Annotated in this window: 15 protein-coding genes; 10 read left to right on the forward strand and 5 right to left on the reverse strand. The window is 38.8% G+C overall.

Annotated features, from left to right (window positions below; all coding sequences use genetic code 11):
• The first annotated feature begins 1 nt into the window (after position 1).
• The 9 genes from CCAL_RS00700 (at position 2) to rplT (ending at position 11,140) form a co-directional block, all read left to right on the forward strand.
• Positions 2–622, forward strand: a complete 621-nt coding sequence (locus CCAL_RS00700; protein ID WP_169937993.1) for a TetR/AcrR family transcriptional regulator — start codon at positions 2–4, stop codon at positions 620–622.
• Positions 623–728: 106 nt separating this feature from the next.
• Positions 729–1,874, forward strand: a complete 1,146-nt coding sequence (locus tag CCAL_RS00705) for an efflux RND transporter periplasmic adaptor subunit (RefSeq protein ID WP_172285020.1) — start codon at positions 729–731, stop codon at positions 1,872–1,874.
• Positions 1,874–5,029 carry an efflux RND transporter permease subunit gene (locus CCAL_RS00710; protein ID WP_170015297.1) on the forward strand — a complete coding sequence of 1,052 codons (3,156 nt, stop codon included), beginning with the start codon at positions 1,874–1,876 and terminating at the stop codon, positions 5,027–5,029. Before CCAL_RS00705 ends, CCAL_RS00710 begins: the two co-directional genes overlap by 1 nt.
• Positions 5,022–6,407, forward strand: a complete 1,386-nt coding sequence (locus tag CCAL_RS00715; RefSeq protein ID WP_170015295.1) for an efflux transporter outer membrane subunit — start codon at positions 5,022–5,024, stop codon at positions 6,405–6,407. The genes CCAL_RS00710 and CCAL_RS00715 overlap by 8 nt, the downstream gene beginning before the upstream one ends.
• A gap of 93 nt (positions 6,408–6,500) precedes the next feature.
• Positions 6,501–6,734, forward strand: a complete 234-nt coding sequence (locus CCAL_RS00720; RefSeq protein ID WP_170015293.1) for a hypothetical protein — start codon at positions 6,501–6,503, stop codon at positions 6,732–6,734.
• A gap of 255 nt (positions 6,735–6,989) precedes the next feature.
• On the forward strand, positions 6,990–9,005 hold the full coding sequence (locus CCAL_RS00725) for a TonB-dependent receptor domain-containing protein (RefSeq protein WP_170015291.1): 2,016 nt from the start codon (positions 6,990–6,992) through the stop codon (positions 9,003–9,005).
• A 160-nt stretch (positions 9,006–9,165) separates the two neighbouring features.
• Positions 9,166–10,308, forward strand: a complete 1,143-nt coding sequence (locus tag CCAL_RS00730) for a trans-sulfuration enzyme family protein (RefSeq protein WP_170015289.1) — start codon at positions 9,166–9,168, stop codon at positions 10,306–10,308.
• Positions 10,309–10,485: 177 nt separating this feature from the next.
• The gene (rpmI, locus tag CCAL_RS00735; protein ID WP_169938007.1) at positions 10,486–10,677 is read left to right on the forward strand and encodes a 50S ribosomal protein L35; all 192 of its coding nucleotides are present in this window, start codon (positions 10,486–10,488) and stop codon (positions 10,675–10,677) included.
• A gap of 106 nt (positions 10,678–10,783) precedes the next feature.
• Complete coding sequence (gene rplT, locus CCAL_RS00740; RefSeq protein WP_169938009.1) at positions 10,784–11,140, forward strand: 50S ribosomal protein L20; 357 nt, start codon at positions 10,784–10,786, stop codon at positions 11,138–11,140.
• Positions 11,141–11,164: 24 nt separating this feature from the next.
• On the opposite strand, the gene dapF is transcribed toward rplT, so the two are convergent.
• Both dapF and coaE read right to left on the reverse strand, forming a co-directional pair.
• Positions 11,165–11,908 carry a diaminopimelate epimerase gene (gene dapF, locus CCAL_RS00745; protein ID WP_170015287.1) on the reverse strand — a complete coding sequence of 248 codons (744 nt, stop codon included), beginning with the start codon at positions 11,906–11,908 and terminating at the stop codon, positions 11,165–11,167.
• A complete protein-coding gene (gene coaE, locus CCAL_RS00750; protein WP_170015285.1) occupies positions 11,898–12,503 on the reverse strand; it encodes a dephospho-CoA kinase in 606 nt (201 codons plus the stop codon). Before coaE ends, dapF begins: the two co-directional genes overlap by 11 nt.
• Before the next feature lie 70 nt (positions 12,504–12,573).
• Here coaE and purM point away from each other — a divergent pair, with 70 nt between their 5' ends.
• Entirely contained in the window at positions 12,574–13,557 is a 984-nt protein-coding gene (purM, locus tag CCAL_RS00755) for a phosphoribosylformylglycinamidine cyclo-ligase (RefSeq protein ID WP_169938016.1), read from the forward strand.
• A 45-nt stretch (positions 13,558–13,602) separates the two neighbouring features.
• On the opposite strand, the gene CCAL_RS00760 is transcribed toward purM, so the two are convergent.
• The 3 genes from CCAL_RS00760 to CCAL_RS00770 form a co-directional block, all read right to left on the reverse strand.
• Entirely contained in the window at positions 13,603–15,012 is a 1,410-nt protein-coding gene (locus CCAL_RS00760; RefSeq protein ID WP_170015283.1) for an alanine/glycine:cation symporter family protein, read from the reverse strand.
• A gap of 212 nt (positions 15,013–15,224) precedes the next feature.
• Positions 15,225–16,400: a replication-associated recombination protein A gene (locus CCAL_RS00765; protein WP_170015281.1), complete on the reverse strand. Its 1,176-nt coding sequence runs from the start codon at positions 16,398–16,400 to the stop codon at positions 15,225–15,227.
• A 5-nt stretch (positions 16,401–16,405) separates the two neighbouring features.
• Complete coding sequence (locus tag CCAL_RS00770; RefSeq protein WP_170015279.1) at positions 16,406–18,778, reverse strand: ribonucleoside-diphosphate reductase subunit alpha; 2,373 nt, start codon at positions 18,776–18,778, stop codon at positions 16,406–16,408.
• Between the last annotated feature and the right edge of the window lie 49 nt (positions 18,779–18,827).

The following is an 18,827-nucleotide window of genomic DNA, read 5'->3' on the forward strand; positions in this document are numbered from 1 at the left end:
CATGAATATCTCAAAAAAAGGTCAAAAACGCTACGACTCTATCATCGAGGCGGCACAAGAGCTATTTTTACAAAACGGCTATGAAAATACAAGCTTAAATCAGATAGTAACAAAAAGCGGTGGCTCACTTGCTAGCGTTTACAAATTTTTTGAAAATAAAGAAAAACTTTTTATGGCGATACTTAAGATAAAAATGGACGAGTTTAAGTGTGAATTAGATGCGCTTACCGTCTTAAAAGAGAGCAATGACCTGAGTGAATTTTTAAATGCATTCGGACTAGTGTATTTTGAAATTTTTTATAAACCAGAGAGCACAAAATTCTTTAGGATCGTTATAGCAGAAACATATAAAAGCAAGGATTTGGCACAGCTAACCGCGCAACTCATGACCGATGTTATTATAAAAACCATAGCGGACTTTTTAAGAAAACCAAATATCGCACCTTTGTTAAAATGCGGTGATGCGGAAGCTGTTGCGTTTAGTTTTTGCTCTTTGATCCGTGAGCCGTTTTTCTTTAGGACGCTTATACTTGGCGAAGAGCCGAAGCCAAAAACAAAAGAGGAAAAAATGCAGATAGTTGCAGGTATCGTGGATTCGTTTCTTAACGGTATTTGCAAATAATATTTATCATTCGTTTATCGAATTTATAGTAAAATTTCGCTTCTTTAGTAAAATGTAATTCAAATTACGAACAAAATAAAATAATAAAAATTTAAGGAGAAATTTCATGAGAAGGTATGGGGCTTTAGCCATTACTTTAGTCGTCATGATGACCTTTACGGGTTGTGATTTACTAAAAGCGTTTAATAAAAAAGAAGAGGGCAAAGCTGCTGCATCAGCCATGCAAAAGCCCCCTGCAAAAGTTGATGTCGTCGTAGCCAAAAATGGTGATTTCCCGATGACATTTAACTATCCCGCAAGAATTCAAAGCGAGCAAGATGTTGTTATAACACCAAAGGTAGCAGGGACGCTTTTAAAACAAAATTTTAAAGCGGGAGATAGTGTCAAAGAGGGACAAATTTTATTTGTCATAGACCCCGACTTATATACGGCTGCTTATGAGGTTGCACAAGCAAATATCTTGCAAGCACAAGCTACGCTTAAAAATGCAAAAAGCGACATGGATAGGATAAAAAAACTTTTTGAACAAAAGGCGACAAGTCAGAAGGACTATGATAGCGCTGTCGCTGCGCTAGAGAGTGCAACTGCAAATTTGGCTAGTGCACAAGCAAACGCAAAAACCGCAAAGCTAAATCTTGAATATTCAAATGTAAAAGCACCTTTTAGCGGTGTGGTCGGTGAGAATTTAGTAGATATAGGCACTTATGTCGCAGTAGGAAGCACGCAGCTTGTTAGATTAACCAAGATCGATCCGATAGAGGCTAGATTTTATATTTCAGATATTGATAACCTAAATAGGATTAAAAATTTAAATTCCGCTAGCTGGGAGCAACTAAATGCCGAAGCGGTATTAAATTTAAACAATGAAAACTATGTAGGTAGGGTTAAATTTATAGATGCGACAGTAGATACTTCAACGGGCAATGTTTTAGCCAAAGCCGAATTTGAAAACAAGGACGGCAAGCTACTTCCTGGCATGTTTGCTCGTATTCAGATGGATGGATTTATACAAAAAAATAGCTTCACTATACCTCAAGTAGCGATCCTTCAAGACACCGTTAGTCCGTATGTTTATTTAGTAAAAGACGGTAAAGTCGCAAAACAAAATATCAAAATCATATACCAAACAGTAACTGAAGCTTATGTTAGCGACGGCATAAACGAAGGTGACGTGATAATAACAAACAACTTTAAAAAGATAGGCGTGGGTGCACCTGTTGTGCCTGAAACTCAAGGTAAGGAGAACAAATAATGTTTTCTAGATTTTTTATAAATCGCCCTATATTTGCCGCTGTTGTTTCGATCATCATTGTTATTGGCGGATTTATGGCGATGAAAGGTCTTCCTATCGAGGAGTATCCAAAACTCACTCCGCCGCAAGTAACCGTTAGTGCTACTTATACGGGAGCAAATGCAGAGACTATCGCAAACACGGTTGCAACGTTGCTTGAGGACGAGATAAATGGTGTTGAGGGCATGATATATATGCAAAGCACTTCAAGCTCAAGTGGCTCAATGAGTATAAATGTATATTTTCAGATAGGCTATGACTCAAAACAAGCTACGATAGATGTTAATAACCGCGTTCAAGCAGCACTCTCTCGTCTGCCTGATGAGGTCCAAAGTACCGGCGTTATCGTGCGTGAAAGAAGTAGCTCGATACTTGAAGTTGTTGCCTTTACTTCAGATGACCCGAGTATGAGCAGGCTTGAACTATCAAACTACGTCTTGCTAAATATCGCCGATGAGATAAAGCGTGTTAAGGGCGTTGGTGACGTTAACGTTATCGGTAACCAAAACTACGCCATGAGGATTTGGTTAAAGCCTGATGAGCTATCTAAATTTAACCTAAGTGTTCCTGAGGTTTTAACTGCGGTTAGAACGCAAAATAGCCAATACGCAGCGGGTAAAATCGGCGAACAGCCTATGAAAGACGCCAAAAATCCTTATGTGTATACGATAAAAGCGGACGGTCGTTACTCTAGCGCGGAGCAGTTTGAAAACATTATCCTAAGATCAAATTCTGACGGCACACTGTTAAAGTTAAAAGACGTGGCAGATGTTGAGATAGGCTCAAGATCTTACTCGTTTAACGGCTTTTTAAATAACCAAGTAATGTCGCCTATGCTTATTTTCTTACAAAATGATGCAAACGCACTTGAGACGGCGCAGCTTGTTTCAAAACGCTTAGATGAACTCTCTGTTAGTTATCCTGCCGGTTTTAAGCATACAGTCTCATACGATACTACAAAATTTGTTGAAGTTTCTATAAAAGAGGTTGTTAAGACCTTTATAGAGGCGCTTGTTCTTGTTATTATCGTTATTTATTTCTTCTTAAAAAGTATCCGCGCCACCATCATACCGATGCTTGCCGTGCCGGTTTCTATCATAGGAACATTTGCCGGTTTTTATGCGATGGGATTTTCTATAAACCTTATCACGCTTTTTGCACTTATTCTTGCTATCGGTATCGTTGTAGATGATGCTATTATCGTTATAGAAAACGTTGAACGTATAATGCACGAAGATAAAGACATAAGCGTTAAAGACGCGACTATAAAAGCCATGGATGAGGTTGCCGCACCGGTTATATCTATCGTGCTAGTGCTTTCTGCAGTTTTTGTGCCGGTTGCGTTTATGGAGGGATTTGTTGGTGTTATCCAGCGTCAATTCGCCCTTACTCTTGTTGTTTCGGTCGCTCTTTCTGGCTTTGTGGCGCTTACTCTTACTCCTGCACTCGCGGCTATCATGCTTAAGCGCGGCGAGAGTGAGCCGTTTTGGATAGTTAAGAAATTTAACGATTTGTTTGACTGGAGCACAAATGTCTTTTCGGCAGGCGTTGCTAAAATTTTACGCCATGTCATACCAAGCCTTGCGGTAGTTGCTATTGTTATATTTGCAATGATAGAGCTATTTAAAGTAGTGCCAAGTAGCCTTGTGCCTTACGAGGATAAGGGCTATATGATGGCTATCTCTTCTTTACCTCCAGCTTCGGCTGCGCCTAGAACTATCAAAGAGGTAAATAAAATGAGCGAAATGCTTTTGGCTGATCCAAATATCGATCTAGTGACAGGTTTTGCTGGATACGACATGATAGCTGGCGCACTTCGTGAAAACTCTATGATCTTTTTTGTTAGAACAACTGACTGGAGTTTAAGGCAAACTCCTCAAAGTAGTATAAATGCGTTGATCGGTAAATACAACGGTGTATTTTGGCCTTCAAAAGAGAGCATGAGCTTTGTTGTAAACATACCTCCTATTACAGGCTTATCAATGACTGGTGGTTTTGAGATGTTTATACAAAACAGAAGCGGCAAGAGCTACAATGATATAGAAAAAGATGTTTTAGCGGTAGTTGCTAAGGCAAATGCTCGTCCTGAGCTAACAAGCGTAAGAACAACCCTTGAGACAAACTACCCGCAGTATGATATAAAGATAGACGACGAAAAGGCTTATCTGCTTGGCATAAGCAAGTCTGATATATTTAACGCGCTTTCGGCGACTATGGGTTCATACTACATAAATGACTTTAATATGTTCGGTAAAACATACCGCGTATATGCACAAGCTAAAGAGAAATTTAGAAATTCTCCGGAAGATATGCGTGATATATTTGTTAAAAATTCAAAAGGTGAGATGGTATCTTTGGCAACAGTTGCCACACTAACAAGAAGCATGGGACCGGATCTTGTTGATAGGTTTAATCTCTTTCCTGCAGCGAAGGTTATGGGTGATCCTGCTATCGGATATACTTCAGGTGAGGCGCTAAAAGCTATACAAGAGGTAGTTAAAGAGACCTTAAATGAAAACGAATACTCAATAGCATGGTCTGGCACGGCATATCAAGAGGTAAATTCGGCAGGCACCGGCACGCAAGCATTTATATTTGGTATGATATTTGTATTTTTAATACTTGCGGCGCAGTATGAAAGATGGCTGATCCCTCTTGCGGTTATTACCGCTGTTCCGTTTGCGGTATTTGGCTCGTTACTTGCTACATGGGCCAGGGGATTAACAAACGACGTGTATTTTGAGGTAGGCTTGTTGCTGCTCATCGGTCTTTCGGCAAAAAATGCGATCCTTATTGTGGAATTTGCTATGCAAGAGCGTGAAAACGGTAAAAGTATATTTGACGCAGCCGTTAGTGCGGCTAGACTACGTTTCCGTCCGATCGTTATGACATCTATCGCATTTACGCTAGGAGTTTTCCCGATGGTTATATCAAGCGGGGCAGGTGCAGCATCTCGCCACAGTCTTGGCACCGGTGTTGTAGGCGGTATGATAGCGGCTACAACGATAGCGATATTTTTCGTTCCGCTCTTTTACTATCTACTAGAAAATTTAAACGCTAAATTTTGGAACAAAAACAAAATAATCAAGCGAGATGGAGGAGAGGTTAATGCGTAATATAGCTGTTTTGGTATTAGCACTTTTTATGGCAGGATGTTCTTTTCGTCCTGAAATGTCTCAGGTCGAGACGAAATTTGAGTATAGGTTTGAAACCAGTGATATAAACGATCTTTGGTGGCAAAATTTTAATGACCAAAATTTAAATTTACTCGTTGAAGAGTCGCTAAAACATAACATAGACTTAAAGCTCGCCTATATAAATTTACAAAGTGCGGCACTAACGCTTAAAAACTCTCGTGCCGATCTTTTCCCTACTCTTGGCATAAACGGCGAAGCAAGTAAGGCTAGAACAAGTGGTGAGACATATAGCGGACAAGATAATGTTAAATACGATAGTTTCTCGCTAAGTGCGGTGCTTAATTATGAAGTTGATCTTTGGGGCAGGGTAAGAAATTCTATAGCTTCATCGGACGCACTTTTGCAAGCAAGTAGATATGACTATGATAACGCAAGGCTTACTATAGCTTCAAACGTCGTGCAAAATTACTTTACGCTTGTGTCTTTAAAGATGAAAGAGGATATTTTAAAAGAGACTTTAAAAAGCTATAAAGACACGATGGAGTATCGTAAAAAACAGCTTGAAGTTGGAGCTATCACGCAAATTATATACTTACAAAGCGTGGCTGCCGTGCAAAGTGCGCAAATCAACCTGACAAATGTTCAAAATTCTATGCTTAGCGCCTCAAATGCCTTGGCTATACTTTCTGGAAAAAGTAACGATGAAATTTTAAGAGATATCATCGCAACAAGCGATACCTTACCAACTCCTCCGCAAATTAGCGCGGATATAAGCTCTGACGTGCTTCTTAGAAGAAGCGATGTCGCAAGTGCTTATGAGAGCCTAAAAAGCTCAAATGCCCTTGTAGGAGTGGCTAAGGCGGCTTATTTCCCGACTTTATCATTAACCGGGATTTTTGGATTTAGCTCGGATGAGCTTGATAGGCTTTTTGTTCAAAACGCCAACACGTGGTCACTAGCCGGCTCACTTGCCCAAAGTGTATTTGACTATGGCAGACGCGCAAACAATGTCGAACTGGCAGAGCTTTCACAAAGTGCAAATGCTCTAAAATACGAGCAGGCTATAAAGGCGGCATTGGGCGAAGTTAGGGTTGCCTTGCATAATCGCAAAAGTGCAGCCGAAGTATATGATGAAACCCAGGCTTTACTAAGCTCACAAAGTAAAATTTACGACCTTGCAAGTGCTCAATACGAGACAGGCTATGCCGATCATCTGACCTTGCTTGACTCTCAAAGAAACCTCTTAAGCACTAGGCTAGTTGCCGTAGATGCGGCTTTGACTTTAAACAACAGCGTAGTTGAAATTTATAAAAGTTTCGGCGGTGGATTTAAAGTAGAGCAAAATCAAACAAAATAATTATAGGGCTTTTGCCCTTTAATTATTGATCTTCGTTAATAAATTTTTCAGTATTTTTGGCTAATATCAGGATTAAAATTTAAGGAGGGTTTCATGTGTAAAATTTGGAATTTTATATTTTCTTGGGGATTTTTCGTGTTTGCTTTGGTACTTGGCGTTGCATTATGGTTTGCGATCGATTACGCTGAGGCATATAGGCTTGAGTCCGCATTGGTTGATTGGGGTATGATAGCTATGATGGCTTGCGTGTTTGGTATCGTATTTTATGCGATTATTGCGGTATTTGCGATACCTTTAAAGGGTTGCTGCAAGTGCTCGGCTAACTAAAAACTACTACTTGGCATAAAGCAATTTTGGTTTTATGCCTCTTAAATTTCATCTGCTAGATTTACAAATCCATTCTATTTTATTTTAAAATTCGTTTTTATCGGCTTTAAATTTGAACACTATTTTCTCATAAATTCATAAATTTTGTTTTATTTTACTAAATATTTAATTTACAGATAAGTTATGTTTATGTAAAATTAGCTTCCCAAAAGTTATTAATAATAATAATCAAAATTTAATTTAAAGGAGTTATGGATGAAATTTAGACCAGATCTAAAAATTTCATTAGTTGCTGCACTTTTTACAAGTGTTGCTTTTGGCGCACAAGAAGTTGCTTTAAGTGGCGTAGAAGTAACTGCCACGGGCGGTGCGCAAGAGATAGATGCGGCAAAGGTAAATGTTAGAAATGCTGCACTTATAAATGATGTTATGCGTGATATGCCTGGCGTTTATATAGGCGGAACAAACTCACTTAATCAAAAAATTTACATTAGAGGTATAAATGACCGCGGTTTAAATATCACTATCGACGGGGCTCGTCAAAAAGGAAATGCATTTCATCATGCTGCTGACTTATACATAGATCCAGATATCATAAGAAGTGTTAATGTTGGCCTTGGAGTAAATTCTGTTGTCGGTACTTCAGGCGCGCTTGGCGGTTCTGTAGCATTTAAAACTGCAGACGCTAGTGACTTGTTAGAAGATGGAGAGGTTTTTGGAGGAAAGATAAAAAGCGGATACGCAAGCAATAATAAAGAGTGGCAAGAAAGCTTGACTTTATATGCAAAAGCATTTGAGTCACTTGAGCTTTTGGGCTACGTAGGACATAGGGGGTATGGCAGAGGCGAGAGTGGTAAAGGCGAAAAACTTGGCGGAAATAACGCTGATAATACAAACTACTTGTTTAAAGTCGGATATAACATAGCTGATTATAGTAAGATCACTTTTAGTGCCGAACGTATGCAGATGAAGGGTGATTTTCCGCTAAGAGCCGAGTGGGGAACTACAGATGATAGTTCACTGGTGGATACGAAATACTGGCGTGATACATATACGGCAAATTTCAATCTAAACCCAAATGACTATGTCGATCTTGACTTAAATGCTTATCATACAAAACACGAAGCTAAGTCATCAGTAAATGCCGGAGTAAAAACTTACGGTGCAAAAGCTATAAATAAAACAAAATTTGAGACAGGATATATCGGACATACATTAGTTTACGGTACAGAAATTTATCAAAGTAAAAGTTATAATAAAAACGACACTTCCAACACTCCTGACGACAAAGCTACAAGCTTGTCGGTGTTCTTAGAAGACCAGCTTAGAACAGGCGGATTTACATTAACGCCTGGTATTAGATATGATAACTATAAGCTTAATACGATGGGTGGCACCCAGGGCATCGCAGGAAGGGCAAACTACTCATGGCACGAGTGGTCTCCAGCTGTAAATTTAGACTATCAATTTGACATGGGTCTTGGGGTTTATGCTAGTTGGGCAAGGGTATTTAGAGGTCCTGATCCGATAGAGGCGATACGTATAAGTAGTACAAATAGCATTAACTTTACGACAAACGGCGACTTAGACCCTGAAACTGGTGACGTGTATGAGGTTGGCACAAGATATCAAACTCAACTTAGCGATAGTCAAAGTCTAAGCATTATAGCGAAATATTTTTATAACGATTATGACAATCTTATAGTAGAAATGGGAAAAGCAGGCTCTATACAAGTTGACAGAGTTAATGGTGGACGCGCAGTCGTAAAAGGCGGAGAGCTAGCCTTAAGATATAACATATCAAATTTAAGCTTATCGGCTAGTTACTCACGCGCAAGAACTGAGTATAAAGATAAAAATTCAAATGCCGGATACGGTGGTGTCCTAGCTTATAGTGATGCAGGCGATAAATACACCTTTAACGCAGAATACGCCATTGCCCCTATCGATACTTTAATAGGCTACAACCTTATAGCTTTTGATAGGATAACGGCTAAAAACGGTAGCGGAAGTGAATTTAAAAAACCGGGCTATGCCGTGAGTGACATATATGCCACTTGGTCGCCTAGCTCTGGAAAATACAAAGGACTTGAGGTAAATTTCGGTGTTTATAATCTTTTTGATAAAACATACTGGTCGCACTCTCAAAGAAGTGCAGGCTCTATGAGTTGTCCAAGAGGTCGAACTTGCCCTCCTACGCCATTAGCTCCAGGCAACATAGACTGGGAACCTGGAAGAAATATAAAAGCCAGCGTATCTTATAAATTTTAATTAAAAAGGGGGTAAATTTACTCCCTTTTATTTCATGATAGCACATTTAATATCAAAATAATTCCTTGTGATTTATATTATATTTTGTAAATTTAAAGTAAAATCAATAAGCAAATTCATCACACGATATCAAATTTATAGATGAGAGCAAGGAGTAAAAATGAAATTAGACACGCTTATAGTAAAAGGCATAAATGCCAAAGACAACCCTTATCAGTCGGTAGTTCCGCCGATATTTTTAGCCACCAGTTTTGTTCAAAATGGTCTTGATGACTTTCAAAAGTATGGGTATTCGCGAGGAGCAAATCCAACCAGAAATGCATTCGAAGAGCTTTTTGCCAAGATAGAAGGCTCAAGGTATTGCCTAGCCACCGCTTCCGGTATGGCAGCGACAACCCTTGCTTTTAGTTTGTTTAAAACCGGTGATAAAATTTTACTTAACAACAACACTTATGGCGGAACATATCGTTATGCCGATACTATTTTTAAAAACCAAGGACTTAAATACGAGCTAGTTGATGATTTTAACACGCTAAATGAGGATGAAATTTCATCCGACGTAAAAGCTATCTTTATAGAAACTCCATCAAATCCTTTATTGCGTGTCACGGATATTAAGCGTATCGTAAATATCGCGCATAAAAAGGGCATTATGGTTATAGCAGACAATACCTTTTTAACGCCGTATTATCAGCATTTGCTTGAGCTTGGAGTTGATGTTGTGGTGTATTCTGCTACAAAATACATCGGCGGGCATGCCGATGTTATCGCTGGTATTGTTACGACAAATAGCGATGAACTAGCAGCTAAGCTTGATCTGCTTAGAAATAGCTTTGGTTCGATGTTATCCCCTACCGACTCATACTATCTTATAAAGGGACTTAAGACTTTAAGCGTAAGGTTTGATCGTCAAACGCAAAACACTCATAAAATAATCGAGTTTTTAAGCAAAGAGGAGGCTGTTAGCACCGTGCACTATGCGGGCTCGTATTCTAAATTTGAAAAAGATGCACAAGAAGGCCAAGCTACCGGCATAGGGGCGCTTATATCATTTGAGATAGATCCAAAATACGACTGCAATAAATTTGTCAAATCACTTAGAATTTTTGACCTTGCCGTCAGTCTTGGCGGAGTTGAGAGCCTTGTTTGCCATCCAGCCTCTATGACTCATGATAGCTATCCAAAAGAGCTGCAAGAAAAGATCGGTATCAAACAAAATTTACTTCGTATGGCTGTCGGTGTTGAAAACTCAGATGACTTGATAGCTGATTTAAAACAGGCTTTTACAAAAGCTAAAATTTGATAAATTTCATAGTTTTGGGCTAAATTTAGCTCAAAACGCTTTGTTTTTCGCGATTAAGCATTCCTAAGCAAACTGCATTTTATAAAATTACGGTACTAAAATTTAATTTATTTAAAGAAATTTTGGATATAATCCACATCTTACGTAAAAGCGTAAAATCACACAGTAAGGATTAGCATGCCAAAGATGAAAACCGTTCGCGGTGCTGCTAAGCGTTTTAAAGTAGGCAAAAATAAAATCAAGCGCGGCTCTGCTTTTAGAAGCCACATCTTGACTAAAAAGTCTGCCGGACGCAAAAGAGACCTTCGTCAGCCACAATACGTGGATAGCACAAATGTCCCTGCAGTAAAAAGAATGCTAGGCGTATAAGCCAAGCATAGTTTAAGTTTTTGACAAAAGTCATTCAAACTCCCCTAAAATTAAAATTTATAGGGAAAGATCCATATAATGGACGCCAATTTGTGAAAGGATAAATATGGCAAGAGTAAAAACGGGCGTAGTTAGAAGAAGACGCCATAAGAAAGTTTTAAAACTTGCACGTGGTTTTTATAGTGCAAGACATAAACATTTTAGAAAAGCTAAAGAACAACTTGAAAGAAGTTTGGTATATGCTTATCGTGATCGTCGCCAGAAAAAACGTGACTTCCGCCGTCTATGGATAGTTCGTATAAATGCTGCTTGCAGACTAAACGACATAAGCTACTCAAGATTTATGAATGGTCTTAAAAAGGCTAACATAGAGCTTGATAGAAAAATTTTAGCTGATCTAGCTATGAATGACGCGGACGCATTTGCGGCGCTTGCAAGATCTGCAAAAGACGCTTTAAAATAATTATTAAGCCCCATTTGGGGCTTTTTAAATTTCAATACTCACATCAAAACAGTGTTTAACATTTCCTTTAAAATATATCTTCTCATTTTCTAGTCTTAGTTGTAGTTCCTCGCCGCTTTTAGGATATACGCTTAAAATTTTATTTGCATGTAAATTTAAAACCGCACCGTAAAAGCATGCCGCCATACCGGTTCCGCAAGCTAGCGTCTCATCTTCAACGCCACGTTCATATGTTCTTACTTTTAGCGATCCGTTTTCAAATTTGGCGAAATTTATATTTGCATTATATTTGTGTCGCAGATGTTTTGCTAAATTTAGGTCAAATTTATCCAAATTTTGTGTAAAATGCACCAAATGTGGCACTCCCGTATCGTAAAAAAACCACTCTTTATCAAATTCGTTTATACTATCTTTGCTTAGGATTTTAGGGCTTGTTAATTCGACTTCAACGCTATTTTCATCCACATCTCCGGTTATTAGCCCGGCACCGGTTAGAAGCTTGGAGCTTTTGTTTATAAGAGCGTTTTTATAAGCGTATAAAAATGCCGCTCTTGAGCCGTTGCCGCACATATTTGCACTACTTCCGTCAGAGTTGTAAAACTCCCATCTTATACCATCGTCATACGGCAAGATAACTATCAGTCCATCGGCTCCTATGCCGTTTTGTCTGTCGCAAATTTTTACAGCAAAGTCGCTTCTATCTGCCTTTAAAAACGTATGAAAGATCACAAAATCATTGCCACTTGCATTGTATTTGCTAACCAACATTTGCTTTACCTTTTAGATCGTTTAAGAATTTATTTACACTTGCCTCTAGATTTAACAAGTCTGAGCTATTGTCTATAATAAAATTTGCCATTTTTCGTTTTTCTTCGATGTCTATTTGCAGATTTACACGTGATTTTGCCGCTTTGCTATCAAGCTCGTTTCTTTTCATTACTCTTTTTATAAGCTCTTTTTTTGAAGCATAAACGACTACTACTTTTTCAAAACACTCATAAACGCCCTTGCGCTCAAAATAAAGCGGTATATCAACGAAATAAAAAATATTTTTATCTTCTAAAATTTCACACTTGGCATAAATTTCATCTCGTATCTTTGGATGTAAGAGCTCTTCAAGCCATGATAATTTGTCTTTATCTGCAAATACGATCTCGCCCAGTTTTTTTCTATCTACTTTGCCGTTTTTAACAACATCTTTAAATTTTATAGAAATTTCATCAGCCAAACTTTGTAAGACTTCGTGCGCTATTTCATCAGCGTCTATCACGCTATATCCGTGTAGTTTTAGTAGTGTGCAAACCGTGCTTTTGCCAGATCCTATCGAGCCTGTTACAACGATGCCTTTTTTAAATTTACGCATTTTTGACCTTTATTTTACTACGATTTTAGCAAATTTTGGCTAAAATCAGCCAAAATTTAAGGGGGCGAAAATGATAACATATAAAGACGCTGGTGTTGATATTGATGCAGGAAATGAGTTTGTCAATGCGATAAAACCTCATGTTAAATCAACCTTTACTCCGTTGGTTTTGGGTGGTATCGGCTCGTTTTCAGGAGCTATCAAACTACCAAGCGGCTATAAAAATCCTGCCATTTTAGGCGCAACCGATGGTGTTGGCACAAAGCTTAGGCTTGCCATAGATGCAAATCGCCTTGATAAAGTAGGTGAGGATCTAGTCGCAATGTGCGTAAACGACCTGATATGCAACTTTGCTACGCCGTTGTTTTTTCTTGATTATTACGCTACGGCAAAGCTTGATATAAATTCAGCCGAAGTCGTAGTTAAGGGTATTGCAGAAGGTTGCAAGAAGGCAAGTTGTGCTTTAATAGGCGGCGAAACGGCAGAGATGCCCTCGATGTATGAAAAAGGTGATTTTGACCTGGCCGGATTTGCTGTTGGCATGGCTGAGATAGACGAGATAGATAGAGCAAAATTTGTAAAAAAAGGCGATAAGCTTTTAGCGCTTAGCTCAAGTGGGCTTCATTCAAACGGTTACTCATTGGCAAGAAAAGTAGTTGAAAGCAAAGGGTTAAAATTTGACGATAAATTGGGAGATAAAAATTTAATCGACCTTTTACTGGAGCCAACTAGAATTTATGTGCCTGAATTTTTAAAACTAAAAGATAAACTAAACGCTCTAGCTCACATCACAGGCGGTGGTTTGGTTGAAAATTTACCTCGTGTTTTCCCTGTAGGACTTGGTGCAAAGATAAATGTAGACGCTATCAAGCGACCTGAAATTTACTCGATATTTGATGGAGTTGTAGAACAAGCAGAGCTTTATCGCACATTTAATATGGGCGTAGGCATGGTGCTTGTAGTAAGCCCTGAAAATGTGAAATTTATACTTGAGGATTCTGACGCTTATGAGATAGGCGAAGTCGTAGAAGGTAGCGGCGTAGAGCTTATCTAAATTTAAAATATCTTGCTTTGAAAATAATCAAAGCAAGATAAAGTTTTATTTTATTTTGATGTAATCTTCCGCTTTATACTCTTTTTTAGCATTATAGTCCTCTAGCAGTTTAACCACTATCGGGCTAAGTAATAAAACAGCTATAAGGTTTGGCAGTACCATAAGACCGTTAAAGAGGTCAGAAAGCTCCCAAACGAGTTTTATTTTTAGCAGGCTTCCTAAAAATACAAAAGCAACCACTAGTACTTGCAAAAATTTAACACCTTTTTTGCCAAAAAGATATCTGACGTTTATCTCTGCAAAATAATACCAACCAAGTATCGTTGTAAATGCAAAGAAAAATAGGCAAATCGCAACAAACGAATACCCGATAGTATGTCCTAGAAGATGTGATGAAAATGCCTCTTGAACAAGGGTTATACCGCTAAAAACCGGTTGACCGTTTTCAAATGCTACGACGTTTGAGCTAAGCACTACAAAGACGGTAATGTTAAGTACGATAAATGTATCCACAAAAACCGACATGATACCTAAAACACCTTGCTCTACGGGATGTTTTACTTTAGCGGCTGCATGCGCGTGAGGAGTTGAGCCCATACCAGCTTCGTTACTGAACAAACCTCTTGCTATGCCGTATCTCATGGCAGTTGCGATACTAGTACCGATAGCGCCGCCCCAAGCGGCAGAAGGGTTAAACGCTGCTTCAAATATTATGCTTACAACTGATGGAATTTCTTTAAAATTTACGCAAACTATAAGTAGACCGACGATGACATATATGATAGCCATTACAGGAACCACCTTTTCCGCAACTCTTGCGATGGCCTTAACTCCGCCTATAAAAACTACCGCACAAACTATGGCTAAAACTAAGCCTATCGCCCATTGAGGGATACCAAAAGCCCCCGAAAAGCCATCTGATATAGAGTTAGCTTGAACCATATTTCCCATAAAACCAAGTGCTAAAATAATAGCCACCGCAAAAAATCCTGCTAAAACTTTACCAAGTTTTCCGCCGATACCTTTTGAGATGTAAAATGCCGGACCGCCTATGGTGTGATCGCTATCGTCTTTTGTTTTATAAACTTGTGCCAGACAAATTTCGGCAAAATTTGTAGCCATGCCTAAAAACGCCGCGCACCACATCCAAAATATCGCACCTGGTCCGCCCATTACAAGTGCGGTTGAAGCGCCAACCAAGTTGCCGGTGCCAACTTGTGCGGCCACTGCTGTTGCTACTGACTGAAACGAACTCATACCGTCTTTGCCGGCTGCTTCGCCGTGTAAAGAGAAGTTTCCAAAAAGGCGATTCCACCCATCTTTAAACTTAAAAATCTGAACAAATTTTAGTCTAAATGTGAAAAAGAGACCGGTTCCGCATAGGAGGGTTATTAAAAAATAAGGCCCCCAAACAAAGGAATTTACCTTACTAACGAGTTCTGTGAATAGTTCCAAAACAACATCCTTTCATGATATAGATTTTAAAGTGTATTTAAAAAAAAATTAAAATTTTATAAAAATTAAATTTTTTAATATAAAATTACAATACAACCTTACTTTTTGTTATAAAATAAATTTCAAATACCCTGTTTGTCGCATTCTCTATATAAATTTAAGCTAAAATTTATATTAAAATATCACAAATAAAGTCACAAAAAATGCTATATTTATCTTTGTTTTATCTTAGCTAGCCACTCGCTAAGAGTTTTTTCAAAACCGATCCCGTCACTTTTATAAAATTTAAGTGGTTTTGTAAGGTAGTTTTGTTCGACCCAGCCCCCAAAATCATGTGGATAAAGGTAGTTCTTTACCTCGGGAGCAGTGTTGATTAGGTGTTTTGGTATTTGAAGTTTTTCTTCGCTTTTTACGTAACTAAGAGCCGAATTTATCGCTACATAGCTTGAATTTGACTTTGGTGAATGCGCTAGATAAACGGCACATTGTGCAAGGATTATGCGGGCTTCGGGATAGCCGATTTTGCTTACGGCATTTAGGGTGCTGACAGCTAAATTTAAGGCGTTTGGATTGGCGTTGCCGATATCTTCGCTAGCAAGTATAACCATACGTCTAGCGATAAAATCCGCACTCTCTCCAGCGTCAATCAACCTTGCTAGATAATAAATGGCGGCATTTTCGTCGCTACCTCTAAGGCTTTTTATGAGCGCACTTGCTAAATGATAGTGTGTGTCATCCTCGCTGATACCCTCTGAAACGGTATTTGCCCTAAGTGTTTTTAGGTTATCCAAGGTTATATTTATGTCTATGCTAAGCGCAAATTCGAGTAAATTTAATAAGCTTCTAGCGTCGCCTCCGCTGCTTTTAAACAAATACTCTTTTGCTTCTTTGTCTATATTAAATTTTACCTCTTCTTGCACACGCTTTAATAATTTGTCAAAGTCTTTTGAGCTTAATGGCTTAAACTCAAAAAGCATAGAACGACTTCTGATGCCTGAACTTAGTGTGAAGAACGGATTTTCAGTGCTTGCACCAATAATTATAGCACGGTAATTTTCCATCGGGATCAAAAGCGCTTCTTGTTGTGTTTTGCTTAGCCGATGAATCTCATCGATAAAAAACAGCGGCTTAACTAACGCGTTTTCATAGTTTTTTAAAATTTTACGAAATTCATCTATTTTTAAATTACCGCCGTCAAATTCATAAAAGTCGTATTTCATAAGACTTGCAACAGCTCTGGCAAAGCTTGTTTTACCACATCCCGCAAGCCCGTAAAACATACTATGGGGGATCTTTTCGTTTTCTATAAATTTTTTAAAAACCCTAACGATATCTTCTTGACCGCAGATCTCATCAAGGGTTTTTGGGCGAAATTTAAGGGCAAACATCGAATTTATTGACATCCCTCACACTCAACAGAGCGATCGGCTACATTATTTACCTTTTCGCTATCAGGTGATTCTGAGCGAAGGTAGTAGGTTGATTTTAGTCCAAGCTCCCATGCAAGTGTGTAAATTTCACTTAAATATCCGCCACTTGCCTTATCAAGGCTCATAAAGATATTTAGGCTTTGACCCTGGTCGATCCACTTTTGACGAACAGCTCCGGCTTTTATAAGAACTCTTTGATCAAGCTCGTAAGCAGGCGTGTAGTACTGCCAAGTATCAGGACTTAAATTTGGCACAACATTTGGTATCATGCCGCTTAGATTATGCTCAAACCATTTTCTCTTATATACAGGCTCGATAGTTTGTGTAGTGCCTACAAGTATGCTTATGCTTGAGGTAGGGGCGATTGCCATTAGATAGCCGTTGCGCATACCGTCGGTTTTAACTTTTTGGCGAAGCTTGTCCCAGTCGCAGCTTCCATCATCAAACAAGCCTCCACGATTTACCAAGGCTTTTGCATTTTCGTTTGCAACATCGATAGGCATTATGCCTTTGCTCCATTTTGAGCCCTCAAAAGTTGGATACTTGCCTTTTTCAACAGCTAAATTTGAGCTTGTATATATTGTGTGGTAGCTTATGTTTTCCATTATACTATCTATAAGTGCTAAATGCTCGTAACTTCCCCATTTTACGCCTTTTTGTGCTATCATTTGAGCTTCGCCCATTACACCAAGCCCTATAGATCTACTGCTTAAATTTGTGTATTTTACTTTTTTGTGTGGGTAGAAATTTAGATCGATTACGTTATCAAGCATCCTAACCGCTATCGGAACTACTCTTGATATATCTTCAGGCGTATTTATCTTGCTTAAATTTACGCTTGCTAGGTTACAAACTGCTGTTTTGCCTTCGGTTGCCTCTTTTTCTACGATAAAGATTTCTTTACCTTTTAGGCTATCAAGCGCACTAAGTTTCTTAGCTTTTTTTGTTATGCCGCTATCTACCGTAACATCGTCTTCTTCGTCAAATAGTTCTACTTCGCCATCTGTATAGATGATTTTGATCTTATAATAGTTTGGCTCGGTGTTTTGAAAAATTTCAGTACATAAATTCGAGCTTCTAATTATGCCTTCGTGGTCGTTTGGATTAGCTTTGTTTGCATTGTCTTTAAACGCTAAAAACGGCATGCCTGTCTCAAAATAGCTAGTTAGTATCTTTTTCCAAAGATCTTTTGCTAGCATGGTATTTTTTTGGATATTTTCGTTGTTTTCATACTCTAGGTATTTTTTCTCAAACTCATCTCCGTAAAGCTCGCAAAGATCGCTCACGTCAGCCGGGTCAAAAAGTGTCCATTTGCCGTTTTCTTGCACTCTTTTCATAAAGAGATCATTTATCCAAAGCGCAGGGAAAATTTCATGCGCCCTGCGTCTTTCTTCGCCCGAGTTTTTACGAAGGTCTAAAAAGTCGCTAACATCCATGTGCCAAGGCTCGATATAAACGGCGATAGCGCCTTTTCTAGTGCCTAGCTGATCGACTGCAACGGCTATATCGTTGGTTATCTTTAAGAAAGGTATGATACCTCCTGCTGCATTTTTATGCCCATCTATGCTACCGCCCATAGCGCGAACCTTACTCCAGTCCCAGCCGATACCTCCGCCAAATTTAGAAAGAAGAGCCATCTCTTTATAGCTATCAAAAATTCCCTCGATATTATCGGGAGTAGAGCCGATGTAGCATGAGCTTAGTTGGTGACGCTGTGTTCTTGCGTTTGATAGAGTAGGGGTTGCTAGCATAACCTCAAATTTACTTATCAGGTCGTAAAATTTCTTAGCCCAGCCTTGGCAGTCAAGTTCGTTTTGGGCAAGAAACATCGCTATGGCCATAAACATTTGCTGTGGAAGCTCTATAGGTTTTCCTTGCTTATCTTTTATCAAGTATCTGTCGTAAAGTGTTTTTATGCCAAGATATGCAAATTGCAAATCACGCTGCGGTTTTATGTAGTCATTTAGATCATCAAGGTCGTATTTTTCTTTTAATCCGGGCACTATACGACCGGCTTTTTCACCCTTTTCAAAATACTCCCTTAAGTGGCTATATCCATTATATCCTGTTACTTTATGGTATAGATCGTATAAAAATAATCTAGCAGCGACGAATGTCCAGTTTGGACGGTCGATATCTATCTTGTCTACGGCGGTTTTTATAAGCGTTTGTTGGATCTCTTCAGTTGTTATCATATCTCTAAACTGAATTTTTGCATCTACTTCGAGTTCGCTAAGGCTTACGTTATCAAGTCCGACCACCGCTTCACTCGTGTATTTTTTGATCTTACTTATATCTAACTCTTCCGTTCTTCCGTTGCGTTTTATTACTTTCATATTCTCTCTTTTGGGTGTATTTAAAAAATGGATTTTATCTTATGCTTGT

Source organism: Campylobacter sp. RM6914 (assembly GCF_004803835.1).
Classification (GTDB): Bacteria; Campylobacterota; Campylobacteria; order Campylobacterales; family Campylobacteraceae; genus Campylobacter_A; species Campylobacter_A californiensis.